Here is a 26,066-nt window from a genome sequence, read left to right as displayed (position 1 = left end):
CTCCGGAAGCCTGTCCTCTTGATCGAATTTAATCAAGTGAATCTTCCAAATCAGCAGCCCCGACCGGATCGACCAGCGCATCCTCGTTGGCATTGACCATCGCCCGGATTTTGGCTTCCAGTTCGGCCATCAGTTCCGGATTGTCAGCCAGGAGAGTTTTAACGGCATCACGACCCTGCGAGAGCCGGTTTCCTTCGTAGGAGAACCAGGAACCGGATTTCTTCACGATTTCCAGTTCGACCGCCAGATCAAGCACTTCACCCACTTTGGAGATACCCTGACCGTACATGATATCGAACTCGATGACCTTGAACGGAGCGGCCAGTTTGTTCTTCACCACTTTCACTTTTGTGCGGTTTCCGATAATATCGTCGCCATCTTTAATCTGGCCAATCCGGCGAATGTCCAGACGAACGGACGAATAGAACTTCAAGGCATTACCACCCGTTGTCGTTTCGGGATTCCCGAACATGACACCGATTTTTTCGCGCAACTGATTGATAAAGATACAGCAGCAACCGGTTTTGTTGATCACCCCCGTCAGTTTCCGCAGGGCCTGCGACATCAAACGAGCCTGCAAACCCATTTTGCTTTCTCCCATGTCGCCTTCCAGTTCGGCTTTCGGAACCAGAGCCGCTACGGAGTCAATCACGATGATGTCGATGGCGCCGGAGCTGATCAGGTGTTCCGCAATTTCGAGTGCCTGCTCTCCGTTGTCGGGTTGAGATATTAATAAGTTTTTGGTGTCGATTCCTAATTTTTCAGCATACGAACGGTCGAACGCATGTTCGGCGTCGATAAACGCGGCCAAACCACCGGATTTCTGCGCTTCAGCGATGCAGTGCATCGTCAGCGTGGTTTTCCCCGACGACTCCGGCCCGTAGATTTCAACGATCCGGCCACGCGGTACACCACCGATACCCAACGCCAGGTCCAACCCCAGCGAACCCGTCGAAATAACCGGAATATCAACGACTTTACTCTCGCTCAGCCGCATGACAGTGCCTTTACCATAGGCTTTATCCAACTTTTCGATGGTGGTTTGTAAGGCTTTCAGTTTGTTGTCAGTAGCCGTACTAGCGGTTGCTTGTGCCATATGATGTGTTTACGCAATAAATGATTTTTAGTATGTTTAACCTTATAAAATTAGCATTTTGCGGGCAGATTTGCAAGAAGGTATGTAAAATAATTAATAATACATAAAACGTAGTTTCCGCTGACTCTACGCTTCTTTAATGACATATATAAAACAGAATCCAGAAAAATACGGCTTTTACAGGAATTTAACTATATTATTTATATTATATCTATATTTTATAACGCATATATCGTGCGCACAAATTGATAATCGCAACTTCGAGCAGCGCTTCCGGCTGGACAGTAACCAGAAACTAAGTTTTCGCTTTGCCTGTCTGGGATTTGCTAAAAATAACGAGTTCTTCGGACCGATTGCCGACGGGTATACGCTTTTCGGTTACCAGCTCAATCCCCGGCTGGCTTACCAGCCAGCTCCCCACGTGGTGCTGGAAGCGGGCGTCTATTTCAAGAGCGATTTTGGACAGGAACGCATAACACAAATTGCGCCGACGTTCACCGTAAAAATTCGGCATAAAAACTGGAATTACCTTTTCGGGACGCTGGAAGGCTCCATCCACCACCGGCTGGTCGAGCCGCTCTATAACTTCGAACGGCTGCTGCAGCAACGCATTGAGAACGGCTTGCAAATCAACCATCAAACCGATCAAACCTTCTTCGACTTCTGGGTTAGCTATCCGAAAAATACGCTGCCCGGTTACACCCGCCAGGAGCAGTTCTGGGGTGGCGTTTCATTTGAACAACGAATCGGGAACCGGAAGACTGAGACGGGCTGGCACTTGTCGATTCCGCTGCAACTGACGGTTTTTCACGCCGGAGGGCAGAATATCGTCAGCCCGCTCCCTGTCCGAACGGCGCTGAATGCGGCCGGTAGCCTGAGTCTGACTTGGCAAAACCCGGCAAACTCTTTTTTCCGATCGGCCCGGCTGGATACCTACGTGGTCGGCTATTCCGAAAATGCGCAGAAGAAATATACGGGGGGCGGTTTTTATCCCAACCTGACCCTCAATCTCAGGCCGGTAACGGTATTAGTTAGTTATTGGAACGGCAACAATTACCGGGCGGAATACGGCGGGGATTTGTACCAGAGCTATACCCGCCGGTTTAACAGCGTTTATCAGGAAGCCAACCGTCAACTCCTGATCCTGCGATTCCTGAAAAATATTCCGATAACCGACGGTTTTTCGGTGACAGCCCGGTTTGAGCCGCATTACGATATGAATAATGGAAAATTTGAGCATTCGGAGGGCGTTTATATCAATTTCCGGCGATAAAAACCGGTAGAGTCGCTACTTTTGTCTATGGTTCGAAAAATCCTGCTGGCGCTTTTAGGCGTATGTATCGTGCTGGGAATCTGGTATCACGAGCTGATCGGGTATGGCTGGATGCAGGCTCGTGGACAATTCCGGATTTTGTGGAACACCCGCCCGGTCGAGGAAGTGCTGGCCGATGCGTCCTTCCCGGATTCGTTGAAGCGAAAAATTGAACTTATTCAGGAAATCAAACGTTATGCCGTTGATTCTCTGGGAATTAATCCGTCGAAAAATTACACTACCTTTTACGACCAACATGGCCAGCCGATTCTGTGGGTGGTCGTTGCGTCGGAAAAATACCGGCTTAATGCCAAAGAATGGGAATTTCCGGTTATTGGAACGTTTGCTTACAAAGGCTTTTTTGAACGCGACCGCGCCAGTCAGGAACTCGATGCGCTGAAACAACTGGGGTACGATACGCGTTTAAATGAAGTGTCAGCCTGGTCAACGTTAGGATTTTTCCGCGATCCGATCCTGTCGTCGATGTTGAAGCGGTCGGAAGGCCAGTTGGCCGAACTGATCATTCACGAACTGACCCACGGCACGCTGTTTGTAAAAGATAACCTGGAATACAACGAGAACCTTGCCGACTTTGTCGGGGAATATGGGGCGTTGAAATTTTTGACCCAGAAATACGGTGCTAAATCACCGGCTGCCGTTGAGTATCTGGATTCGAAGCAGTACGGTGAAAAATACGATGAACACATTTTGCGCGGGACGCAGAAATTGGATAGTTTATACGCAACTTACAACCCTCAAACGCCCCAACGGGTCAAAGAGCAAAGCAAGTGGCAATTGATCGACCGAATTGTTGAAACCGTTGATACGCTGGAAACCAGAGCGGTAACGGACCCGCCGGTTGCTAAAAAGCGCCGGTTTAACCAGCAGAATTTACCTAATAATGCGTATTTCGTAGCCTATAAAACCTACCGCCAACAGCAAAACAGTTTTCGGCGCGAGTTTGAGGAAAAGTTTAACAGTAATTTTAACCAGTATCTGACGTATCTGAAAAAAACCTATCCATCCTTGTAATTTTATTTTCTGTGACGTTTGAATAAGCTTTTATGGCAGTTCATGCGTTTCTATTTGTAAATAACTATCTCTAATCCTGAAATTTGCGGGGCCATGGGTCAAGCGATCATGAAAAAAGTAATCCTTATCCTATCCATCATAACCACGGCGGCATTGTCGCAAGTGGCGTTAAAACCGGACAATGCGTATCGCCGGGTGCCCAATACCAGTTTTGGGGCCGGTGAACACCTGGAATATAAAGTCCACTACGGTATTTTTAACGCAGCGGAAGCCACCGTCGACGTGGCGCCAACGCTGTATAAGGTCAACGAACGGCCTTGTTACCGGGTGAATATTTACGGTCGGACGGTTGGTGCTTTCGACCTCGTTACCCGCATTCGCAACACCTGGCGGTCGTATATCGACACGACGGCTATTTTGCCCCAGAAATTCTTTGCGCACATTGAAGAAGGCAACCACCGCAAGGAGGAAAACGTTACGTTCAACCATTTTAATAATACCGTTCAGGCGGAGGAAAAAACCGAAAAGGACATTTTTAAGGTTCCCGACAACGTTCACGACGTGATCAGCGGCTATTACTACCTGCGAACCATCGATTTTAACCGGGTCAATACGAACCAGACCATCGAAGTCCCGGCTTTTTTTGATGATCAGGTTTACAACATGAAAGTGCGGTATCGGGGCCGGGAAGTTGTAAAAACCAAATTCGGTCACATCAACGCCATCAAGCTCAACCCGGTTTTGCCGGACAACAAACTCTTCAAAGGGGAGGACGCCATCCGGATCTGGGTGTCGGACGATGCCAATAAAATTCCGGTGAAGATTGAAGTGGAATTATGGGTTGGCTCCATGGAAATGGACCTAAAAAACCACTCCGGCCTGCGAAACGACCTGCGTTTTTTTAAGCAGTAAGGTAACTATACGCCCGAACCGCCGGACGGAGGTTATCAGCCACGGCAGATTATTGTAGGAAATCTCGGTATAGGGGCGGTTTTCTGCCCCGAAACTCCGGTAATACGCCTTTACCGACTCCGCTCCCACCGCCGGACTTTCAAAATCGAACACCATTGGCTGTCCGGCAAATTCTTCAATCAGCCGGTTGATCATCCAAAGCCGGGCCTGTTGCTTCCGCCCGGATACAGACGCGCCATTGAACAGGTAAATGATTCGATCGCGATCCAGCACGAACAGGCCGCCCGCTTCCGCAGTTTCGCCATCGAGTTTTCGAGCCAGCCAGATGCGCGCCAGTCCCCGGTTTTGCAACGCATCGACGGCCCTGGCAAACCGCTCATAAATCGTTAAATCCAACTTCATGCCGCCCACGACTTTTGCTTCGTTGTGTTGCCGGTGCAATTGAATCAGGGGCCGAATATCCGGTTTTTCTTCCACCAGCCAGTCGGCATGGCGCGCCCGGTTGAGGTTTATTTTCCGGTCCGTGGCAAAGTTTCGGAAGAGTTCTTCGTACGGTTTATTCAATTCCAGTACGTGATTTAATCGTTTAGTCACGGAAAAACCGGTCGGAAACTCCAGCTCCGTTTCGTTTTTCTCGTTAAACCGGTAGGAAACCACCCACTTGAACCGCCGGGCTAACTGATGAAAAAACGCTGCCGACAAGCTCGGTAGCTCAACATCGACCCGACTGAAAATGCCCAGTTGCTGGCAGTAATCCGGCTGGATAACGTAGCAAATACCGAATTTTTTCTTGTAAACAACCGGCATGACCGCCTGGTATTTCCCATGATCTTCGGCCACAATTCCGCCCCAGTTCGGCGCGCCAGTACCCGTGGTCAAAGCGTCGAGATACCACGAAAAAGCGTAGATCAATCGTTGCGCCGATGCGCATACGCAGTCGTCCCACCGAACCGGGTCGATTTTCGCGCGGTCAAAATACCGAATGGTCATCGATGAAGAAGAGTTTGGTGGAGCCATTTCTTCATCCCGTGCAGCAACCGTACCGGTTCCGGCAACTGATTGCTCGCCAGCCGGAAGTAGTGTTCGGATTCGGCTCCAAAACTGCGGTTAAAAGCGGCCAGGCTTTCCACTTCAGGGCTTTCAAAATCGAACCAGAGCGGTTTTTCGGCGTATTCCCGAATAAATTGATCGAGAATAACGGTTCGCGCGTTGCCTTTTCGGCCTTCCGGACTGGCCGAACAAAACAGATGAATGACCCGGTTCACGTCCGTCAGCAGCACACATCCGGCTTCGACCCGGCCATTCCGTTTTGCCACCCGGATCCGAACCTGTTGCCGGGGCTGTAAAACCGCCACCAGCCGCCGGAGCTGATTGTAAGCAGCGGGCGCGACCCGGCCAATACCTGCGGTGTTGTGTTTCCGAAACAAATCGATGAGCGGTTCGACCTCCTCAGTTTCCTCAATAGCCCAGGCTTGCCGCAAACCCCGTTTCAGATTGATTTTCCGATCCTTCGAATAACCGGCCAGCAACGCATCATACGGCCGCTGCAAATTCAGGACGTGATTGGTTAGCGGCACCAATTGCACCAAACCGGCGTTCAGTACAGGCGTGTTGGCCGGACGAATCTGGTACGAGGGGATGTAGCGGAAATGCTGACGAAGGGCCTGAAAAAACCGGGTTGAATCGTCTTCAGATGCTTTACCAAACAAACCTAACTGATGGCAAAAAAGGGGCTGTATGACCGATTTAACACCGTATCGCCTTCGAACCGGCAGTGGCATAACCCGTTCGTAATCACCTTCGACCAGCACTTCCCAGCCCGGCGATACGACATCCAGGTACCACGAAAACGCGTAAATCAGCCTTTGCGGAGCAAGCGCCACGCAGCAATCGTAAGCCTGATCATCGATTTGATTTCGGGAGAGATGGCGAACCAAGGGGAGGTTTATAGTTTACGGTTTTGGGTTTACGGTTGGCTGGTGCATCTCCAAATAGCGAATCACACGAGCGACCCCGAACGAATTTTGAATAGCGAACACCGAATGCGTCAGCCAACCGTAAACTATAAACCGTCAACCTCTATTTCAACGAGCTTTTCAGCTTTTCGATGATTTCGCGGATTTGCGGATTGGTGTTGGTCAGGTCGCTGATTGTCTGAATAGCGTGGATCACCGTACTGTGGTCGCGACCACCGAAGTGGTAACCGATCGATTTCAACGACAGTTCAGTCTGGTCTTTAGCCAGGAACATAGCAATCTGGCGCGGAAAAACCGCTTCCTTCTTCCGGCTTTTGCTCTTTAGATCGGCCACCGTGACGCTAAAATGAGCCGCCACGACGTCCTGTACGGTATCGATGGTTACTTCTTTTTCCGAGTCGATGATGATATTCCGCAGGGTGTTGCGAGCCAGATCCAGGTCAATTTCCCGGCGGTTGAGCGATGCCTGTGCCATCAGCGACACAATGACGCCCTCCAGTTCCCGCACGTTTGTATTGATGCTGTGCGCCAGGTATTCAATGACGTTATTTTCGATATAAATGCCTTCGGCCAGCAGTTTTTTCTGGATGATTGCCGTCCGCGTTTCCAGATCCGGCTGGGTCAGATCGGCGGTTAATCCCTGTTTGAAGCGCGACTGAAGCCGATCCTGCATGCCCTGCAAATCGCGGGGGGCGCGGTCGGAGGTCATGATAATCTGTTTCTTCGCGCCGTGCAGATGATTGAAAATATGGAAAAACGTCTCCTGCGTTTTTTCTTTTCCCGCCCAGAACTGCACGTCGTCGATGATCAACACATCGACCTGCATGTAAAAACCCATAAAATCCCGCAGTGAATCCGTCCGGATGGCGTTGATAAACTGGGTCGTAAACTTTTCGGACGAGACGTAGAGGACAAATTTGTCCTGATTGTTATTCTTGATGTAATTGCCGACAGCCTGCACGAGGTGCGTTTTGCCCAAACCGACTCCGCCGTAAATCATCAGGGGATTAAAAGCGGTTGTTCCGGGATTCTGGGCAATGGCAAAACCCGCCGAGCGGCCCAGCCGGTTGCAATCGCCTTCGATGAAATTATCAAATGTATAGGTTGGATTCAGGTACGAATCAAGTTGGAGCGAATCGAGGTCCTTCATTTCAAAGGGACTCTTCAGAATATCCGCGTCAACATTGTCAGGTTTAGCCATTTGGGGCGATTTGGTGGTCGGCACGTTGACCGTCAGCGGTTTGCTGCCTTCGTCGCCTTTATCGACAATGATGGAATATTGTAATTGACCGTGATGACCGATGGCAAAATCGAGCGCTTTCCGCAGCAAATGCACGTAGTTTTCCTCCAGCCATTCATAAAAGAACTGGCTGGGTACCTGGATAGTCAGTTCGCTGCCATTCAGGCGCAGGGGAACAATCGGCTCGAACCAGGTCCGAAAACTCTGGTCGGGAATGTTCTCCTGAATCACCTGCAAGCAGCGGTTCCAGACCGTCACTGCCTCACGCTGTATGCCGGGTACGGATAGGTTCACAGTTACATTTTGCCAACATAAAGCTAAATTGCCCTACGACAATTAGCCCGGTGGGTGAAAAAAGGGAGACAAAAGTAGGAAAAAAATCAGAGCAGACAAGGTGGTTTGCCAAACTCCGAAAGGATAAAAATACAGCCCTATTTTTTATCTATCAATACAATAAAACAGTTTATAAAAATAATACAACCCAACGGTGGACTGCCGTGTATTCTACTATAGCTTTACTCCGAAAAGACCTAACTTTGAAAAAATGGTTTAGATGGCTGGATGGTTTGAATGGCTAAGAATGGCTGAAAATGGTTTGAATGATTAAAATGGTTTGGATGATTGGACAAACCATCTAACCATTTTCAACCATTCAGCCATTCTTAACCATTCAAACCATTTTTAATCATCCAACCATTTTCAGCCATCCAAACCATCATTAAAAATGGCCGAACTCGACATACGCACAGGATTTCCGCCGGTCACCAAGGCCGAATGGATTCAGCAGGTTACAACCGATTTGAAGGGAAAATCCATTGAATCACTGAATCGAACAACACCGGAAGGGCTCGAAACAGCGCCGTTTTATACCGCCGAAGATGTGGACAAGTTGCCACTTGCCGAAAACCGCCTGGCACAAACGGCGGGTCGGACGCTGGCCTGGCTCAATGTGCCGGTGGTCAGCTTCACGGCCGAAATCGAAACCAACAACGTCCTGCGCGATCTGCTCACGAAAGGAATTGAGAGCCTGGTGGTTGATCTGAGCGGTTTTGAGGTTGAAAAAATAGATTGGCCCCGGTTATTAAATGGCCTGAAACTGAGCGATACACCGGTTTGGTTCCGGACTGACGGGGAATCGGCTACGCTGGCGAATGCGTTAAAAATGGCTTTGCCGTATCAATTGAAGGGCGGTTTTTTCGATGATCCGATAAGCGGTTTTCTGCGCTCGGGTACCAACCCAGACAGCGCCTTAACGCAACTCGCGGAAGCAACGCGCCTGACCCTGGATTCACCCCAGTTTCGCACACTCACCGTCGACAGTACGGTTTTTCACAACGCCGGAGCCACGGCCACGCAGGAACTTGCTTTTACGCTTAACTCGGTTGTTGATCTGTATGACCAACTGACGGAAACCGGTTTATCGATTGACCAAGTCGTTCCCAAAACTGCCTTTTCTGTTTCCATCGGAACGAGTTATTTTACCGAAATCGCCAAAATTCGCGCGCTCCGCATCCTCTGGCAGCGGCTATTACTTCAATATTCGATAGTCGATATTCGGTATTCGGTATTCATTCACGCCCAAACGTCCACTTTTTATGATTCCACGGCTACGCCCTACAACAACCTGCTCCGTGCCACCACGGAAGCCATGGCAGCCGTCATCGGTGGGTGTGACGCTCTGAGCATTCATCCCTATGATGCGGTATTTGGCGAATCCGACGCGTTTTCCAACCGGATTGCCCGCAACATTTCGATTTTGCTCAAGGAAGAAGCGCACCTGGACAAAACGCTCGACCCATCGGCGGGTTCGTATTACCTCGAAACATTGACGCATCAGTTGGCCGAATCGGCCTGGAATTTGTTTCTGAAAGTGGAAAAAATGGGCGGTTTGCTAAAAGCGTTTGAGACCGGTTTCATCCAGGAAGAGATTGAGCGCGCGTATCAGGCCAGGGTTGATGCCGTAAAAAATGGCCGGGTTTTGGTCGGAGTGACGAAGTTCAGACATCATGAAGGATTGGATCCTAAATCTGTAAGGTCTTCTGAGACCTTACAGGTTTTCCTCCCCGACCGACGATTAGCCGAACGTTTTGAATAACATACAGAACCAAATCCGGTATGCGCCCATCCTTCAACACCCCGCTTCACCAACCTGCAACGGACAACAATCAGCCGCCAGTTACCGCTAATTCACGCCCGTTTGTCACGTCCGAAGGCATTAAAATCAAACCGCAGTACGAAGCCGCCGACCTTGTCCAGGCCCAGCACCTCGGCTCCGTGGCCGGGATTCCGCCGTTTCTGCGTGGGCCGTACAGCAGCATGTACGTGACGCAGCCGTGGACAATTCGCCAGTATGCCGGTTTTTCGACGGCTGAAGATTCCAATGCTTTTTATCGCCGGAACCTGGCCGCCGGGCAAAAAGGGCTTTCCGTTGCGTTCGATCTGGCCACCCACCGGGGCTACGACTCCGATCACCCACGGGTGGTGGGCGATGTCGGAAAAGCCGGGGTTGCCATCGATACCGTCGAGGATATGAAGATTCTGTTCGACCAGATTCCGCTCGATCAGATGTCGGTGTCGATGACCATGAACGGGGCGGTTTTACCCATTCTGGCGTTTTATATCGTGGCCGCCGAAGAACAGGGCATTCGGCCGGAACAGTTGTCGGGCACTATTCAGAACGACATTCTGAAGGAGTTCATGGTGCGGAACACCTACATCTACCCGCCCGAACCGTCGATGCGGCTGGTTGGCGATATTTTTGCCTACACGAGCCGCACCATGCCGAAGTTCAACTCCATCAGCATCAGCGGCTACCACATGCACGAAGCGGGTGCGCCCGCCCATATTGAACTGGCCTACACGCTGGCTGACGGGCTGGAATACATTCGAACCGGTTTGCAGGCCGGGATGAACATCGACGATTTTGCGCCCCGGTTATCGTTTTTCTGGGGAATCGGCATGAACCATTTCATGGAAATCGCCAAGATGCGGGCTGCCCGGGTTCTCTGGGCCACGCTGGTCAAATCGTTCGATCCCAAAAATCCGAAATCGCTGGCGCTGCGAACCCATTGCCAGACCAGCGGTTACAGCCTGACCGAGCAGGACCCGTTCAATAATGTGGCCCGAACCTGCGTGGAAGCTCTGGCCGCCGTTTTGGGGCATACGCAGTCGCTGCACACCAATTCGCTCGACGAAGCGATTGCGCTGCCTACCGATTTTTCGGCCCGGATTGCCCGGAACACCCAGCTTTATCTGCAGTACGAAACCGATGTTACGTCGATTGTTGACCCCTGGGGCGGTTCGTATTACGTTGAATTTCTGACTGATCAATTGATTCAGAAAGCCTGGACACTGATTCAGGAAGTGGAAGCGCTGGGCGGCATGACCAAGGCCATCGAAACCGGTTTGCCTAAACTGCGCATCGAGGAAGCAGCCGCCCGCAAGCAAGCCCGGATCGACTCCGGAAAAGATATCATTGTTGGGGTGAATAAATACCGCCCGGAGTCCGAAAAAGAGATTGAACTGCTGGAAGTTGATAATCAGGCGGTTCGCGAAGGGCAAATCCGACGGATCAACGAAGTCAAGGCAAAACGGGATAACGAAAAAGTTGAAGCATCGCTGGACGCCCTGACCAAAACCGCCCAGTCGCCCCCGACCCCAACCTTTTCGCACACGACTAACCTCCTCGCCCTCGCCATCGAAGCCGCCCGCCACCGGGCTACCTTAGGCGAAATTTCGTACGCTATGGAAAAAGCATTTGGCCGTCATAAAGCCACCATCCGCGCCGTGTCAGGCGTTTACTCAGCCGAAGTGTCCGATGATGAAAATTTCCGGCTCGCCCGCCAGCTAACCGACCGTTTTGCCGAACGGGAAGGCCGTCGCCCGCGGATTCTGGTGGCCAAAATGGGCCAGGACGGCCACGACCGGGGCGCTAAAGTAATCGCGACCAGCTTTGCCGATCTGGGTTTCGATGTCGATTTGGGACCGTTGTTCCAGACGCCGGAGGAGGTAGCCCGACAAGCCGCCGAAAATGACGTTCATCTCGTGGGCGTATCGAGCCTGGCAGCGGGGCACAAAACGCTGGTTCCGCAACTGATCGAGGAGTTGAAAAAGATTGACCGGGACGATATTATGGTTATTGCCGGGGGCGTCATTCCCGCGCAGGACTATCAATTCCTGTACGATGCGGGCGTAAAAGGCGTTTTCGGGCCGGGCACGGTTATTTCAGTAGCCGCGCAAAAAATCCTGAAGGAATTGATGCCGGAACTAAATCAGAAATAGATAGTAAGCGGTTTTTTCGTATTTTTATAAAAACAGATTCTGGATATGATTGCAAGCCGGGTTGCCGATTTACTGGAAGCGCCAGATGCCAAACTGGTTATTGAACGTGCGCAGGCGATTCTGAACGATGAGTCTCAGCGCCGTAAAGAATTCCGGGAATGGCTGCGGGATGATGTGAAAGCAGAATTCATTAATGGCGTAGTGGTCATGCATTCGCCGGTTAAACGACAACATTTGAATGCCAGTGAAAACCTCCTGCTGCTTCTGAAGATATACGTAAATAAAAATAATTTAGGTGAAGTAAATACCGAAAAAGCCTTGGTTACCCTGACCAGAAACGATTATGAACCAGATATCTGCTTCTGGAATAAGGACGTCGCTTCATCTTTTCATGATAATCAGATGGAACATCCTGCTCCGGATCTGATCGTTGAGGTTCTCTCGCCCACTACCACCGGCCGCGATCGGGGCATTAAATTTGAGGACTATGCCGCGCACGGCGTCCGGGAATACTGGATGATTGATCCGGTTCGTCAGTCGCTGGAGCAGTACAAATTGGACGAAGCTGTGATGGCGTTTGAAGACGTAGCGGTTTTATTCGTCAACGACACCCTTGAAAGTGTTACAATACCCGGTTTCCGAATACCTATTCAGGCTATTTTCGATAAAATCGTGAATATGAGTACGCTACAGGATTTACTAAACCGCTAATTACGCGGTTAATCCCGAACCGGAAACCGGTCCAACTGTCCTTCCAAATCCTTAATGGCGCGATGTAGCTCTTCATCGTTCGGGCTAACCGACAACCAGAACGGTTTTGACTGATCATTGTACCAGTCCGGAGCGGCTTCCTGATCAAGTTTGATTCCAAACGCATACCCACTCAGACCGGCCGACGAATTGCTGAAACCGAGACAGGGCTCCACAAAGGAAAGCCGGGGCGATAATTCGCGCTGAGCCGCAACCGACCGCATCCAGTTGATCAGCAGTTCAACCTCCCAGGTCGACAGCAGCGGTGCCGTAGTGGTGTACTCCTTATTTTGGTAGCGCGTTTTCAGGCTGATCAACAGCCAGTTACGATCCATAAAATATTTTGAATCACTGTATTCGTAATCCAGAATATCGAGTTCAAAGGAAGACTCGGGGCCAGTCAGTTTCATGGGTTAGAGGATCAACCGATCTGCCGAAAACAGACCGAAGTAAGCAGGATAATCTCGCAGCGCAGTTCAGCACGGGGCAGCTAAGGAAATCGAAAAGTAGTTTTTATAAACCGGTTTTCCACGTTTCACCATCAGCCATTCAAATACAACCTATATTCTACTTTAAAGGTATAGTAAATTTACGACTCTGGTGGAAATTTTATGTTAATTTCCCCTTAAAAAATTTACCTTAAGGAGAAATAATTCAAAGTCACCGCTTTATTGTCCGGTAAAAGGGATTTTAGTGGGGCGGTATACGAACATTTTTTTTGTCTTATTGGAATAGTCGTTAATTTCACCTGTCCAAACTTCCAGAGAAAAGACAGTTCACCACAAGCCATTGACTTTATGTCTACCAAACGAGTACTGATTGCCGAAGATAGTTCCGTTATCCAGAACCTTGCCCGCAAAATTCTTGAATTTCAGAATTACGACATTACTTCCGTTAAAAACGGGGAGCAGGTCCTGCAAATTCTGGAAAAAGAAGATTTCAGCATCATTCTGCTGGACATCAATATGCCGGTTATGGATGGGATGGAATGCGTACGCCGGGTCCGGGCGCTTGCCGATAAAGAAAAAGCCAATGTGCCCGTCGTTGCCATCACCGGTAACGCCAAAAATTATACGGAAGAAGAGTTCAAAACCGCCGGTTTCAACGACGTTCTGGTGAAACCCCTGAACTTCGACCGACTGGTAGAGGTTGTGAATCAGCTGACGGATAAATAAGGAAAAAGGACGGAGAAATGTCATTTCAAACGTTTCTCCCCCTTTTCTGCTTTCCTCCTTATGATTGCTACGCTGCTCGGAACTGGAACATCCTCCGGTGTGCCGCTGATTGGTTGCGCGTGTGAGGTATGCCGCTCGATTGACTTCCGGGACAAGCGATTGCGGACGTCCGTTCATCTCGACATCGATGGAAGAAGTTTTGTTGTCGATACCGGCCCGGATTTTCGACAGCAGATGTTGCGCACCGGCATTCAGCGGCTGGATGCGGTTTTGTTTACGCACGAACACAAAGACCACACGGCCGGTCTGGACGAAGTTCGGGCCTACAATTTTCTGCAGGGGAAAGATGTCCCCGTCTACGCCCACAAACGCGTTCTGAGTCAGCTACAAACCGAATATGCGTACATTTTTGCGGAGAAAAAATACCCCGGAATTCCGCGCATCCAGCTCAACGAAATCAGTAACGAAGCCTTTGAAATCGAGGGCGTTCTCTTTACTCCCATCGACGTATTGCACCACCGCCTACCGGTTTTCGGCTACCGGATTCACAATTTCACCTACCTGACGGACCTCAATTACATTTCCGACGAGGAGTTGGAAAAGGTCTACGGCACGCAGATTCTGGTGCTGGATGCCCTGCAAATTGAACCACATATTTCCCACTTCACGCTCGATCAGGCCATCGCATTGGTGGAACGCATTCAGCCGGAGCAAACGTATTTCGTGCACATGAGCCACAAGATTGGCTTGCACCGGGAGGTTGAAAAACGGCTCCCCGCTTCCATCCGCCTGGGCTACGACGGCCTGAAAATCACCATGTAACTCCCATACGCTCTGCCCCAGGCCCAATCCCCCTTAGCCCCGTGCCCTTTGCCCCAGGCTCTATCCTAACCGGTCAATCATCTCCATACACGCCCGCCCGTTGTGATAAGGGCATTTCCACATGCTGATTTTGGTATTGCCCAGAATTCTACGGTTTTCATCGACTCCGCTATACCACTCGCCATTCTTCTTGTCTAGCAAATAGGCCTTAATAAACTCCCAGGTTTTCAGAGACTTATCCAGAAACTGTTGCTCCTTCGTGAGCTGATACGCGTTCATGAAACCGACCATCGCTTCGGCCATTACCCACCACGAGCGTTCGCGGTTCCGGTGGTTTTCTTTGGAGTCGTATTCGTAGTTCATTCCACCATCGGCATCCAGACCAGTGGCGGCAGCGCGGGCCATTTTGACCGAAAGCGCCTTGATTTTCTTCACCAGCGCTTCGTCGTGCAGGGCTTCGGCGGATTCGACCAGCAGCCACGACGCTTCAATGTCGTGCCCGTAGGAAATGGCGGTTTTCCGGACTTTCCAGTCGTCGTCCATGAACAGATTCATCCGGTACGTTTTCGGATCAACGATGTATTTCGTAAAATCATCGATCAATCCCCGGATTTGCTGATGCAGACCTTTATCCGGCCAGGCGCGGTATAAATTGGTAAATGCCTCCAGAATGTGGAGATGCGTATTCATCGTTTTACTCTCCTGATTGTCCTTTTTGCTGATGACGTAATCGTCCGCCATGTCCGACCAGTCGCGAGTCAGGCATTCGTAAAAACCGCCCCTTTTCGGATCGTAGGCGTGTTTGACCATCAAGCTGTAAATTTCTTTGGCAAAATCGAGCGCGGGCTGGTGTTTGCTGGCGCGGTAATATTCGCTCAACCCGTAGATGGCAAACGCCTGTCCGTATTGTTGTTTGAAGGTTTGCAGCGGCCCGCCTTTGGAATCGACCGACCAATACACCCCGCCGTGCTCTTTATCCCGGAAATGCTTGTCGATGTAGTTGTAGGCCCGCTCGGCGTACGGAAGGTATTCGTCGTGCTGCGTGTGCCGGGCAGCTGCCGCAAACGTCCAGACAATGCGGCTGTTGAGCACAATGCCTTTGGCGGCATCGGTTTTCGGCACATTCTGGTAATCCACCTGCCCGTAATAGCCCTCAATCGGGTCAGGGCCGTATTTTTGCCAATAGGCCAGAATATCTTTCAACTCCTGGTTGAGTTCTTGCCGGGTTGTTCGCAAATCGAACATAAGGGTTAGGAAAGTATAGGAAAATATCGAATAATGAATATTGAATAACGAATATCGAAATAATGAAGCGAATAACGCTACTTCGCTATTCAATATTCGTTATTCAATTTTTTTCCTTTTACTGATTTTCCCGAAAACTAGTTTCCCGAATCGCTGCCACTCCGCGAGCTGCTGTGTCCGCTGTGGCCATGCCCTCCCCGCTCTTCCTGCAATTGGGCTTTGGGTTTATGCGTGTGGTCCTCCTCCGGTCCCTGTTTGCTCTTGTTTTGATTCGAGCGCATTTTCTCCATATTAGTCGTCATTGCCGACGTATCGCGTGCTTCATAGTCGCGGGTTCGTTTGGAATTTGCCTGTTTATCATTTGAACCCGGCTGATCGGTCGTTTTATTATTTGCCATGGCCTTGGTTAATTTAGTGAGAAAGGTTAACCGACCGTCCGTTGCAATTGTTCGGATGAGTAAGTTTGTGAACCGAAACCCATTTCGCCCGTGCACACCAATTATTATTTTCTCCGCCAGCTTGCCCCTGCCTTGGAACCGCAGCTCACCGGCCTGAAATTCATGGAATGTTTCAGTCAGGATCGCGACGAGCTGGTGCTGGTGTTTGCCCACGCCCGGGGAAAGATCAATTTTTACCGCCCGTTTTTCATCAAAGCCACCCTGCGGCCCGACTTTTCAGGGCTTTTGTTTCCCGAAAGCATCCAGCGCGCGCGCATCAATAGCGTTGATCTGTTCGAGGAATGGTACGACCGGGAAGTTGTGGCTGTTCGCCATTTTCTGAACGAACGCTGCCTGGGAATTACCCTCGAAGGCGGTTTTACGCTGCTGTTCAAGTTCTTCGGAAACCGCCCCAATCTGCTCGTTTTCTCGCAGGACGAGGTCGTCGAATTGTTCAATAATAAGCTCGTTAGCGATACCCAACTGCTGCTATCGGCCCTTGACCGGCCGCTCGACCAATCGTGGGAAGCCTACGGGCAAAGCGGTTTTGATCACCGAAAGCTGTTTCCAACCTTCGGGAAGCTGGTCAATTCTTACCTGGAGGAAAATGGGCTTCGGGAGAAAACCGCTCTCGAAAAATGGCAGTTGATTCAGGAAACCGTTCAGCAGTTGGAACATCCCCGGTTTTACCTGACCACTTTTCAGCATAAACCTGCGCTCTCGCTCCTGCCCTACGGCGAAATCCGGCAGGAATTTACCGATCCGATGGCCGCCAGCAACCGGTTTTACTCGGCGTTCATGGGGCAAAATACGCTGAGCCGCGAGAAAGGGGAAGCGCTGCGGTTACTGGAAAAACGCTTAAAAAAGGCGCAGGCTTATATCGACACCAATCTGCAACGGCTCATCGGCCTGGACGAAGCCGTTAAGAACGAGGAAGTTGCGAATATTCTGATGGCCAATCTGCACCAGATTCCCGAAAGCCCCGGAGCGCGCTCGCCCGAAGTGGTGGAGTTGGACGATTTTTACCGGAATGCCCCCATCAAAATCAAGCTCAAACCGGATTTGACACCGCAGAAAAATGCGGAACATTATTACCGAAAGGCCAAAAACGAAAAAATAGAAACCACGCTGCTCCAGGAACAACTCGAAAACCGGGAGCAGGAAATGCAGGAAATTCAGCAGCAGATCGCGGGCATCGAACCCATCGAATCGTTGCGGGAGTTACGGAAATACCTGAAAGCCAACCCAATCAAAGAAGAGAAAGCCGCCGACGGCACGGCCCCGCTCTTCAAGCAGGTTACTCACGAGGGTTTTGTGATTTTGATTGGCCGCAACGCGAAAAACAACGACCTGCTTACCCAGCAATACGCCTACAAAGACGACCTCTGGCTCCACGCCCGCGATGTGCCGGGTTCGCACGTAATCATCAAATACAAAGCCGGAAAACCCTTCCCCAAAACCGTTATCGAGCGGGCGGCCGAACTGGCGGCCTGGTATTCGAAACGCCGGACGGAATCACTTTGCCCGGTCATTTACACCCCCAAGAAATTTGTTCGCAAACCCAAAGGGTTAGCCGCCGGCCAGGTGAAAGTTGAGAAAGAGGAAGTGATTCTGGTGGTACCCAAAGACGAAGGATTACTCAAAACTTCTAACCCATGACCATTCGCAGCTTACTGATTATCAGCGGTTTTCTTATCACCCTCTCGGCGCATTCGCAGGTTGAAACGCTCAATCAAAAAGCCGCAGGTTACCGGGGAATCTGGTATTTCATCGGTGCAACGAAAAACGAATATGCCTACAAATACAGCGGTGGTCTGGGGACGTATCCGGCCAATCATTACCCGTTTTCGGTCTATGCACCCGCCGTTGAACGCACGTTCTTCTGCTACGGGGGCATCACCGACTCCACTTCCCGCGAGTTGTGTCACCTGATCGGATTCTTCGATCACAAAACCGGGATGGTGTCGCGACCCACGCTTTTACTCAACAAACAGACCGACGACGCCCACGACAATCCGATTATTCAGATTGATAATCAGGGCTATATCTGGATTTTCTCGACCTCGCACGGCACCGAGCGGCCGTCGTTCATTCACCGGAGTCGAAGACCGTACGACATCGAAACCTTCGACCGAATCGCTGCCACCCGCCGGGACGAAAAAGGCGAAACCGTGCCCTTCTCGAATTTTTCCTACGTGCAAAGTTATTACCAGAACGGACGCGGTTTTTTCAATCTGATGACACATTACGACCGAAACGTTCTGCTTTACGGAGCCAATAAACCCCGCCGGACCATCGCTTACATCACCAGTCCGGACGGTAAAACCTGGACCAACTGGCAGGATATTGCGGTGATCGAAGAAGGTCATTATCAGAGCAGCGGCCAAAAGGGAAACAAAATTGGCAGCGCGTTTAATTACCACCCGAACACGAAAGTCGGGGCCGGGCTCGATTACCGCACCAATCTGTATTACGTGGAAACCGATGATTTCGGCAAAAGCTGGCACACGGCCGACGGAAAACCGGTTCAACTGCCGCTAAAAGACACACTCAATCCGGCGCTGGTCAAAGATTACCGGAAAATGCACCGGAATGTGTACATCGGTGATGTCAATTATGACACCAAAAACCGCCCTGTTGTTCTGTATATCACCAGCAAGGGGCCGGAACCGGGTCCGGAAAACGGGCCTTACGAATGGCACGTCGCCCATTGGACCGGCCAGCAATGGGAAATTCATTCCGTTACCCAATCGGACCACAACTACGACATGGGTTCGCTGTATGTAGAGGGAAACCTTTGGCGAATCATTGGTTCGGTCGAAGCCGGTCCGCAGCCGTTTGGCACGGGTGGCGAACTGGCGATGCTGGAAAGCCGCGATGCCGGAAAAACCTGGAAGAAAGTGAAAACCGTTACGCAGCATAGCGTCCGAAACCACACGTACCCGCGTCGGCCGGTGGCGGCTCATTCCGGTTTTTACGCGTTCTGGGCGGATGGCAACGCCCGAAAACCGTCGGCTTCTTTCCTCTATTTCAGCAACCAGCAGGGGCAGGTGTTTCAATTACCGGCGGAAATGAAAGCGGATTTTGAAAAACCGATTCGTATTAAATGAACAATGAATAATTAACAATGAACGGCTGACGTATTTATTCATTGTCCATTGTTCATTATTCATTGTTCATTCAATCAGCACCGCCTTCGTCACCCGGTTTTTGCCGGTTGTGAGCGTCAATTGATAGCGGCCGACGGGCAGTTGCTGCACCGGCCAGGCGATGGTATGGCGGCCGGTTGCAAACGGCCGGTCGGACAAGGTAATCACCTCCTGCCCCGCCAGATTTGTCAACGTCAGGCGTCCCGTAAAGGGTTTGGCGACATCGATCTGGGCCGTCAGTTGATCGCGGGCCGGATTGGGCAAAACCGTCAGCTGCGTGCCGGGAACCGGGTCGTTCAGGGCGGTAATCACTTCGGTTACTTCAACCTGCTTTAAAATCCAGCTATCCGGATCAATCTGAATTTCAGTCGGTTGCCCCCGAACAGGCAGCTCAAACGTCTGATCAGCACTGTTGTTAAAAACCGTGATGGTCGTGTCACCCACCGAGGTCAGCACTTTCACCGGAACCGGCATGGTGAAAAAAGTCGGGTTGGTAGTGCCGGTGCTTTGCTGCAGCCGCAGTTGCACCCGGTATCGATTGGGCTGGCTGCCGACGGGACTGCTGCTCCATTTGACCTGATACGTCGGATAATTTTCGCCATAAATCCACTGCTTAAAAAAATAGTCGAGCGGCTGTCCGTACACCTGCGATGCAATGGCGGCAAAATCCTCGGTCGTGGCCGAACCGTAGGCCAAAGGCGAAGCCACGTATTTCTGGAGAATTTCCCTGAACTTCTGATCGCCGACCACGCCCCGGAGCATGTGCAGAACGGTACCGCCTTTGTAATACGTCCGATTGGCATCAAAAACGTTGTCGACATTGGTCAGGTCCTGCACGAATATCGTTCCGCGTGCCCGGCGGGCCAGGATCAAATACGCGTTCATGTAAGAGCGGTAGGATGCGGTTCCGCCGGTGGCTTCCCGATATAAAGCCTCCGCGTAGGACGCAAAGCCCTCATTGAGCCAGATATGCTCCCAGGTTTTACACGTAATTTTATCGCCAAACCACTGGTGTGCCAGTTCGTGCGCCATAATATCGGAGTTGAAAGCGCCCATCGAGCTGATGGTCTGATGTTCCATGCCACCACCCCAGCCAAATTGCGCGTGGCCGTATTTTTCCTTCAAAAACGGATACGGTCCGAAGTATTTCGTGAATACATCCAGCATATTCGTGGTTTGATCGAGCGTTTTCCGGAAATTGTCAGTCAGCGCTTCGGGATACACGTAATGCGTCACCGGCATCGAATCGGTGGGAGTTAGACGGAACGTCTGCTCATAAAGCGCGTAATTGCTCATGGCCACCGAAATCAGGTAATTGGCAATCGGGTAGCGGTTTCGCCAGCGATAGGTGCGCGTGTCGTTCGCATTTTCGATCATTTTTTCCAGCCTGCCGTTCGAAACCGAAACGAACTGTTTGGGTGCCGTAATCCAGACGTCCGACGAATCCGCTTTGTCGGCGGGGGTGTCTTTACACGGGAACCAGTCGCGGGAACCGTACGGCTCGCTCAAGCTCCAGATGACCGGCTGGTTTTGAGAACCGTGGGTGCCGAACACAAAACTTCCCAAACCGGTCGATCCCGGCACACCCTGATAAAAAACCGTAACGGCCAGCGCCTGGCCTTTGCCGAGAGGCTGCGTAGGCGTGATGGAAAGCTGATTGTCCTGCTGCGAAAAAACGAGCTTTTGCGCCCCGGTTTTCACCGAATCAACCTTCAGACTACTTGACAGATCCAGGAAAAACCGGCTTAGGTTGTCAGCCGCGCTTTTCAGCCCGACAGTCGCAGCCCCGCGCAGATAATTCGGTGTGTAGGTAATGTTCAGGTCGAGTTTGTAATACGTCACGTCGATAGTCGCGTCGCCGGGGTATTGAATGCGGGCCGAGCGACTGGTTTTCGCCAGCGAACCGAAATAGTTTAAGCGGGTATGCTGACAGGCCGCGACACCCTCGTCGGGTTGCTGGGCCGCTGCGGAAAGGCAAAATAAAAACAGGATCACGAGCTGAACCTGTTTGCGCCATACGATTTCGGGGAAACGTGCTTTCATCCGTTAGTTGTCTTCATCCAGAATATCCCCGGGCAGCGCCTTGGGTTCGGCTTTCAGGAGGTTGTACTGTTCGTTTATTTCGTTCAATTTACGCTGTTCAGCTTCGGGAAGTTCAAGTTGCCAGCCCATTGAATCCGCAAGTTGATACATCATAAACTGAATCTGGTTGTTCGCAATGCGGGGCAAATCGCTCTCCATCGCCTTATCCAGCATGGTTTGTTTCGACTCGTCGAGCAATCGGGTATAATCCTCGCTCCGAAAATGATTCAGATACCCCGGATCGATGTCGTAAAATTTATAGTCGGTATCGATCGAGAGTACCTGCGGTTCGGGAAACGACTCGATGATCAGTTTTCTTTCGCCCGACTCCGGCTGCCGAAACCGGATTTTCGCAAAATCGAACCCCACCAGCACTTTTGCCTTCGCAATGATTAACGCTTTTTTGGGGTCATTTATGAAATATAAAAACTTTTTATCATCCTGATAACTCAGTATTTCGGTAAAATACCCTTCGGCCATGACAACTTTAAAGACCTTTTCGATCCGATCCAGTAACATTGTGGACTCTTTCCGCACGTCAGTCACCGGCGTCGATTTTTTCTTGCGCCACCAGTTTGTCACGGCAACACCGCCGAACCCACCCAACAGCAGCGTGATTAGAATAAATAACGTATTCGAGGACTCCATGTTTGAGTTGGATAGTTGACGAAAGGTACAGACTTTTGCAGTTCTACCAAAGATGATCTGATTACATTTAAGACGCGGAAAACCGGGTTTGGTCTCTCACACGAAATGAATAAATTATTGCTGGTCATTGCCGGACCCACCGCCGTCGGAAAAACCAGTCTCTGCGTCCGGCTGGCGCAGATTCTGCAAACCGAGGTCGTCTCGGCCGATTCGCGGCAGCTTTACCGGGAACTGAACATCGGTACCGCCAAGCCCACACCGGAGGAAATGCAGGGCGTTCGCCATCATTTCATTGATTCCCACAGCATTCTGGAACCGGTCAGCGCCGGGCAATACGAACGGGAAGCCCTGGTGGTAATCAACGAATTGTTTCAGAAAAAAGAGGTGGTGATTTTGTCGGGTGGCACCGGTTTATACATCGATGCGGTTTGTTTCGGGCTGGACGATGTTCCGCAGGCCGAACCTGAACTTCGTGCTGAATTGATGGAACGACTTGAAAACGAGGGTTTAGCACCTTTACAGCAACAGCTTCGCGAACTCGATCCGGTGTATGCCGAAACCGCCGATCTGCAAAATTCGCAACGCGTGGTTCGGGCGCTGGAGGTGGTGTTAAGTTCGGGAAAACCGTATTCGTCTTTTCGGAAAAAAGAATCCGCACCCCGTCCTTTCCAGACGGTTTTTATCGCCTTGGATCGCCCGCGCGACGAGCTGTATGACCGAATCGATCGCAGGATGGACGAGATGCTGGCCCACGGATTGCTTGACGAAGTACGCTCGCTCCTGCCCTACCGCCAGTTGATGGCCCTGCAAACCGTTGGTTACAAGGAAGTTTTCGGGTATCTGGACGGCGATTATGACTACGAAGAAATGGTCCGGCTGCTCAAGCGCAACTCCCGCCGGTATGCCAAACGTCAATTAACCTGGTTTCGGAATCAGGGCAATTACAACTGGTTTGGTGCGGAAGATGATGAAGGAATTTTGAAGTTAGTGGAACATTGAACTGGGGTTCGGGACTCAGACTGTAATATGTCTTGGATTAATATAGGTCAGACCGGGTATTCATTCTACTGAAGTCTTTATCATTATCTGCGATAAGTACCCATCCATTTGTAAGGGCTGTGGCCGCTATAAGAGCATCAGGCAGCTTTACCTTACATTCTTTACGAATTCGTACGGTTTCGCTAATAATTGCGGGCGAAAGGCCAATTATCTCTGAGCCCTTGATAAAAGATTGATAAACAACGGCGTCTTCTGGATTACTTGGGTTCCAAACTTGCAATTCGATTTCTGAAATAAATGAAATGGAACATTTCTTATCGACAATTTCATCGATCAGCAAAAGACCATTTTCCGGAAATGTGCCATTCAGGTATTTGATAACGGCACTAGTATCGATCAAATAGCTCTCTGCCATTCGTCACGAATTGACGCTAATTGTCTATCTATCTCCTTTTCAGTCATTTGCGTTTGTATTTTACCGCGCAGAGAAGACTTCTTTTCCGTTCTCCTTATTACTTTAATCAGATTAAGATCTTCCAGATCCTGCAATAATTTCAGAGCCTTTTGATTCGTCAGTTCTATTTCGATCGTCTCCATAAAGCGGTTTTTGGTGAACAATAAAAGGACGAAAGTTACAATCTTCGATCAAACGGAATCAATGAGCAATCACTCATCTTTTCAATATAGAACACTAAACATTGAATAACGAATATCGAAGCGTAAGATCCTTTCGACATTCGTTATTCGCTATTTACTTAATTGCTTTTTCGCTCATATTCCCGGTAGGCCAGAATGCCGCCGATCAGGTTCCGGACGTTGGAAAAACCGTTCTGTTCCAGAAACTGCTGCGCCCGTCCGCTGCGGGCTCCCGACCGGCACTGGAGGATAATCTCCTCATCCTGACGATCTTCCAGTTCATCGATCCGGCTCGGCAGTTCGCCCAGCGGAATCAGTTCACCGCCTAAATTATCTTCTTCGTATTCATAATCTTCCCGAACGTCGATCAGGTTGATTTTCTCGCCTTTATCGAGCCGTTCCTTGAGCTCCTGTACGGTAATGTCCATATCAAATTTTGTTTTGTCAGAATTGCGTGCCAAAAGTAGGTTTACTTTCGAATAATTAACTTCTGAACAACGGTCTTTTTACCATCCGACAGTCGCACGATGTAGAATCCGTCGGCCAATTGACTCACATTCAACTGATTCTGCCCAGCTGCCGGGCGCGTGCTGACAACCGTTCGGCCACTTATATCAACAATATCAATCTGTTGAAGGGCCGGATTTTGCCAAATTAAAATACCGCTATTCGGATTCGGAAACACCATCAGTTTCGTATTGGTTTCCGGTTCTTCTTCAACGCCCGTAATGGGGGCATCCTTGCCCATTCCCAAAACCGGTCGAATCATCGGTACACCGCCCGGATTGTTCGGGTCCCAGGCCGTACCCCGGCCTTCAAAAACCTGATTACCAAACGGACTGTTTTTGTCGAAGCCAAAGGCTACGGTGTATTCCTCACTGACCTGCGTCCAGCCCACGTAAAAGGTGTCTGTAACCGCCACGCTATAGTCAAACGGTATGTCAACAAAACCGTTGCGCGAATTGGCGTAGCTGATCACGGCGGCTTTCTGATACAAGGTGCGGCCCGGTCGTCCCCGGTCATCGGCGTAAATGCTAAAAACTGCCGTTTGTCCGGTCAGATTGGTTTTGACGGGCGCGAAACAAACCTGCAAGCCCGAAACCGCATCCGATTTATTCAGCAAAAACCGCATCGCCACCCGGCCCTGCCGCTGGGTATTCTGAATGGCCGCTTCGGCGGTACCGTCGTCGTAGGCGTAATAATTATCCAAAACCGTCAGGCCCGAAATTGAATCATTCCGACTGAGATTGACTCCGGGAATGGTAGCCTGGTCGGTGGTTTGAACGGCAAACTGCGTCTGCAAAACCGCTTTCTGATTCGCAAAACCGGCCGGTAACGGCTGGGGTTTCATCCCGACAACCTGCGAGCTAAACGCGCCAATTAGTTTAGCCTCAGCGGATTGATACCGTTGCAACACCTGCTTCGTGAGCTGATCCGTAATAACCGTATTATAACTCGTGGTATTGAAGTTGTTGAACAGGTTGACAATATCCGTGCGAATGGTATCGGCGGTTTCGGCGACCGGATTCAGCAGGTATTGCTTCATGGGCATGGCCGTATACCGCTTCAAATACGAGGATACGGGTTGTCGGCTGGCAATGTCTTTGACAGAAAGGTTGGTTGCCGACCGGCCCTGATTCATGTAAAGGTAATCCAGATGCCAGGTATCGAACGCGCCCGACATCCGCCCGAATGCCTGAAACCGGAATTGAAAAGCCGCGTGCAAAAACCGGGCTTGATTGACCGCGACGAACGATTGTGTAAAGTTATTATTCGTCCCTTTTTTGGTGGAATCCCCGACCCAGACCGTCTCCCAGGTTTTGGCGCTGGTCAAAAACTGAAGCCGCAGCGAATCCAGCGGATCGGGCAGTTCGCCCAGCCCTTTGCGCTGCCAGTAAAAACTAAAAATGATGTTGTTGGCCGCCGTTAAACCCGTCAGATCGATCGGATTGCTGACCAGCGTGTCGGATAAACCAACCGCGTTGGGGTCCGTAAAATTGTAAGGTGCGCCGTTGGCATCCAGCCCATCGAAGGTTGCAACATTAACCGAGGGCTGGTTGATGGGCAGCGTATTATTGATATACACACTGCCGGATTGCCACAAAACCGGGTCGAGCCGATTGGCGCTCCCCGAAAAATCGTCGAAAAAAGGCAGCTTCACGGCCTGAATCCGGGCCCCGCTGGTGGCCGATTTTGACGTTGGAGTTACTTTGGGAAACGACTCAATTGGTATAATCTGAATCTGAGCCGAAGCCGTGGGCAAGCAAAAGTAAG

24 protein-coding genes are annotated in these 26,066 nt (G+C 50.7%); 11 read left to right on the top strand and 13 right to left on the bottom strand.

All coding sequences use genetic code 11. The features are described 5' to 3' along the window. Window positions 1-28: 28 nt before the first annotated feature. Entirely contained in the window at window positions 29-1,096 is a 1,068-nt protein-coding gene (recA, locus tag GJJ30_RS24655) for a recombinase RecA (RefSeq protein ID WP_154177846.1), read from the bottom strand. Window positions 1,097-1,235: 139 nt separating this feature from the next. Between recA and GJJ30_RS24650 the strand changes: the two genes are divergently transcribed. The 3 genes from GJJ30_RS24650 to GJJ30_RS24640 all read left to right on the top strand — a co-directional run bounded on the left by GJJ30_RS24650 (window position 1,236) and on the right by GJJ30_RS24640 (window position 4,352). After that, window positions 1,236-2,369 carry a lipid A deacylase gene (locus tag GJJ30_RS24650; protein ID WP_154177845.1) on the top strand — a complete coding sequence of 378 codons (1,134 nt, stop codon included), beginning with the start codon at window positions 1,236-1,238 and terminating at the stop codon, window positions 2,367-2,369. Between the two features lie 27 nt (window positions 2,370-2,396). Then, on the top strand, window positions 2,397-3,440 hold the full coding sequence (locus tag GJJ30_RS24645; protein WP_154177844.1) for an aminopeptidase: 1,044 nt from the start codon (window positions 2,397-2,399) through the stop codon (window positions 3,438-3,440). Between the two features lie 108 nt (window positions 3,441-3,548). Further along, the gene (locus GJJ30_RS24640; RefSeq protein WP_154177843.1) at window positions 3,549-4,352 is read left to right on the top strand and encodes a DUF3108 domain-containing protein; all 804 of its coding nucleotides are present in this window, start codon (window positions 3,549-3,551) and stop codon (window positions 4,350-4,352) included. Here GJJ30_RS24640 and GJJ30_RS24635 read toward each other — a convergent pair. From GJJ30_RS24635 to dnaA, 3 genes are all read right to left on the bottom strand, one after another. After that, window positions 4,302-5,369: a GNAT family N-acetyltransferase gene (locus GJJ30_RS24635; protein ID WP_154177842.1), complete on the bottom strand. Its 1,068-nt coding sequence runs from the start codon at window positions 5,367-5,369 to the stop codon at window positions 4,302-4,304. The two genes, GJJ30_RS24640 and GJJ30_RS24635, sit on opposite strands and share 51 nt — an antisense overlap. After that, a complete protein-coding gene (locus GJJ30_RS24630) occupies window positions 5,339-6,289 on the bottom strand; it encodes a GNAT family N-acetyltransferase (protein ID WP_154177841.1) in 951 nt (316 codons plus the stop codon). Before GJJ30_RS24630 ends, GJJ30_RS24635 begins: the two co-directional genes overlap by 31 nt. 142 nt (window positions 6,290-6,431) lie before the next feature. Further along, the gene (gene dnaA, locus GJJ30_RS24625; RefSeq protein WP_310588419.1) at window positions 6,432-7,841 is read right to left on the bottom strand and encodes a chromosomal replication initiator protein DnaA; all 1,410 of its coding nucleotides are present in this window, start codon (window positions 7,839-7,841) and stop codon (window positions 6,432-6,434) included. A gap of 451 nt (window positions 7,842-8,292) precedes the next feature. On the opposite strand from dnaA, the gene GJJ30_RS24620 reads away from it, so the two are divergent. Genes GJJ30_RS24620 through GJJ30_RS24610 form a run of 3 tightly spaced genes read left to right on the top strand, consistent with a single transcriptional unit; the run spans window position 8,293 to window position 12,560 of the window. Continuing rightward, window positions 8,293-9,663, top strand: coding sequence for a methylmalonyl-CoA mutase family protein (locus tag GJJ30_RS24620; RefSeq protein ID WP_154177840.1), 1,371 nt, complete (start codon window positions 8,293-8,295; stop codon window positions 9,661-9,663). A 20-nt stretch (window positions 9,664-9,683) separates the two neighbouring features. Next, on the top strand, window positions 9,684-11,849 hold the full coding sequence (scpA, locus tag GJJ30_RS24615; protein ID WP_154177839.1) for a methylmalonyl-CoA mutase: 2,166 nt from the start codon (window positions 9,684-9,686) through the stop codon (window positions 11,847-11,849). A 45-nt stretch (window positions 11,850-11,894) separates the two neighbouring features. Continuing rightward, a complete protein-coding gene (locus GJJ30_RS24610; RefSeq protein ID WP_154177838.1) occupies window positions 11,895-12,560 on the top strand; it encodes a Uma2 family endonuclease in 666 nt (221 codons plus the stop codon). A gap of 8 nt (window positions 12,561-12,568) precedes the next feature. On the opposite strand, the gene GJJ30_RS24605 is transcribed toward GJJ30_RS24610, so the two are convergent. Then, entirely contained in the window at window positions 12,569-13,009 is a 441-nt protein-coding gene (locus tag GJJ30_RS24605) for a WapI family immunity protein (RefSeq protein WP_154177837.1), read from the bottom strand. Window positions 13,010-13,396: 387 nt separating this feature from the next. Between GJJ30_RS24605 and GJJ30_RS24600 the strand changes: the two genes are divergently transcribed. Both GJJ30_RS24600 and GJJ30_RS24595 read left to right on the top strand, forming a co-directional pair. Next, a complete protein-coding gene (locus GJJ30_RS24600; protein ID WP_154177836.1) occupies window positions 13,397-13,774 on the top strand; it encodes a response regulator in 378 nt (125 codons plus the stop codon). A 60-nt stretch (window positions 13,775-13,834) separates the two neighbouring features. Continuing rightward, the gene (locus tag GJJ30_RS24595) at window positions 13,835-14,596 is read left to right on the top strand and encodes an MBL fold metallo-hydrolase (protein WP_154177835.1); all 762 of its coding nucleotides are present in this window, start codon (window positions 13,835-13,837) and stop codon (window positions 14,594-14,596) included. Window positions 14,597-14,656: 60 nt separating this feature from the next. Here GJJ30_RS24595 and GJJ30_RS24590 read toward each other — a convergent pair whose 3' ends face one another. Together GJJ30_RS24590 and GJJ30_RS24585 are read right to left on the bottom strand one after the other, a co-directional pair. Then, complete coding sequence (locus tag GJJ30_RS24590; protein WP_154177834.1) at window positions 14,657-15,841, bottom strand: AGE family epimerase/isomerase; 1,185 nt, start codon at window positions 15,839-15,841, stop codon at window positions 14,657-14,659. 137 nt (window positions 15,842-15,978) lie between these two features. Then, window positions 15,979-16,239: a hypothetical protein gene (locus tag GJJ30_RS24585; RefSeq protein ID WP_154177833.1), complete on the bottom strand. Its 261-nt coding sequence runs from the start codon at window positions 16,237-16,239 to the stop codon at window positions 15,979-15,981. A 90-nt stretch (window positions 16,240-16,329) separates the two neighbouring features. Between GJJ30_RS24585 and GJJ30_RS24580 the strand changes: the two genes are divergently transcribed. Further along, entirely contained in the window at window positions 16,330-17,937 is a 1,608-nt protein-coding gene (locus GJJ30_RS24580) for an NFACT RNA binding domain-containing protein (protein ID WP_310588380.1), read from the top strand. Beyond that, entirely contained in the window at window positions 17,934-19,388 is a 1,455-nt protein-coding gene (locus GJJ30_RS24575; RefSeq protein ID WP_154177832.1) for a BNR-4 repeat-containing protein, read from the top strand. The genes GJJ30_RS24580 and GJJ30_RS24575 overlap by 4 nt, the downstream gene beginning before the upstream one ends. A gap of 66 nt (window positions 19,389-19,454) precedes the next feature. Here the strand turns inward: GJJ30_RS24575 and GJJ30_RS24570 are convergent, their stop codons facing one another. Next, entirely contained in the window at window positions 19,455-21,470 is a 2,016-nt protein-coding gene (locus tag GJJ30_RS24570; protein WP_154177831.1) for a M1 family metallopeptidase, read from the bottom strand. A gap of 3 nt (window positions 21,471-21,473) precedes the next feature. Then, window positions 21,474-22,157 carry a DUF4230 domain-containing protein gene (locus GJJ30_RS24565; RefSeq protein ID WP_154177830.1) on the bottom strand — a complete coding sequence of 228 codons (684 nt, stop codon included), beginning with the start codon at window positions 22,155-22,157 and terminating at the stop codon, window positions 21,474-21,476. Between the two features lie 105 nt (window positions 22,158-22,262). Here GJJ30_RS24565 and miaA point away from each other — a divergent pair, with 105 nt between their 5' ends. Further along, window positions 22,263-23,156 carry a tRNA (adenosine(37)-N6)-dimethylallyltransferase MiaA gene (miaA, locus tag GJJ30_RS24560; protein WP_154177829.1) on the top strand — a complete coding sequence of 298 codons (894 nt, stop codon included), beginning with the start codon at window positions 22,263-22,265 and terminating at the stop codon, window positions 23,154-23,156. A 37-nt stretch (window positions 23,157-23,193) separates the two neighbouring features. Here the strand turns inward: miaA and GJJ30_RS24555 are convergent, their stop codons facing one another. From GJJ30_RS24555 to GJJ30_RS24540, 4 genes are all read right to left on the bottom strand, one after another. After that, window positions 23,194-23,571, bottom strand: a complete 378-nt coding sequence (locus GJJ30_RS24555; RefSeq protein WP_154177828.1) for a type II toxin-antitoxin system VapC family toxin — start codon at window positions 23,569-23,571, stop codon at window positions 23,194-23,196. Beyond that, window positions 23,553-23,753 carry a hypothetical protein gene (locus GJJ30_RS24550; RefSeq protein WP_154177827.1) on the bottom strand — a complete coding sequence of 67 codons (201 nt, stop codon included), beginning with the start codon at window positions 23,751-23,753 and terminating at the stop codon, window positions 23,553-23,555. The genes GJJ30_RS24555 and GJJ30_RS24550 overlap by 19 nt, the downstream gene beginning before the upstream one ends. Before the next feature lie 158 nt (window positions 23,754-23,911). Beyond that, window positions 23,912-24,220 carry a rhodanese-like domain-containing protein gene (locus GJJ30_RS24545; RefSeq protein ID WP_154177826.1) on the bottom strand — a complete coding sequence of 103 codons (309 nt, stop codon included), beginning with the start codon at window positions 24,218-24,220 and terminating at the stop codon, window positions 23,912-23,914. Between the two features lie 41 nt (window positions 24,221-24,261). After that, the gene (locus GJJ30_RS24540) at window positions 24,262-26,055 is read right to left on the bottom strand and encodes a T9SS type A sorting domain-containing protein (protein WP_229313391.1); all 1,794 of its coding nucleotides are present in this window, start codon (window positions 26,053-26,055) and stop codon (window positions 24,262-24,264) included. Window positions 26,056-26,066: the final 11 nt, after the last annotated feature.

The sequence above is a fragment of the Larkinella terrae genome, from assembly GCF_009668025.1.
GTDB classification, from domain to species: Bacteria; Bacteroidota; Bacteroidia; order Cytophagales; family Spirosomataceae; genus Larkinella; species Larkinella terrae.
This window is presented reverse-complemented; position numbering and strand designations above follow the sequence as displayed.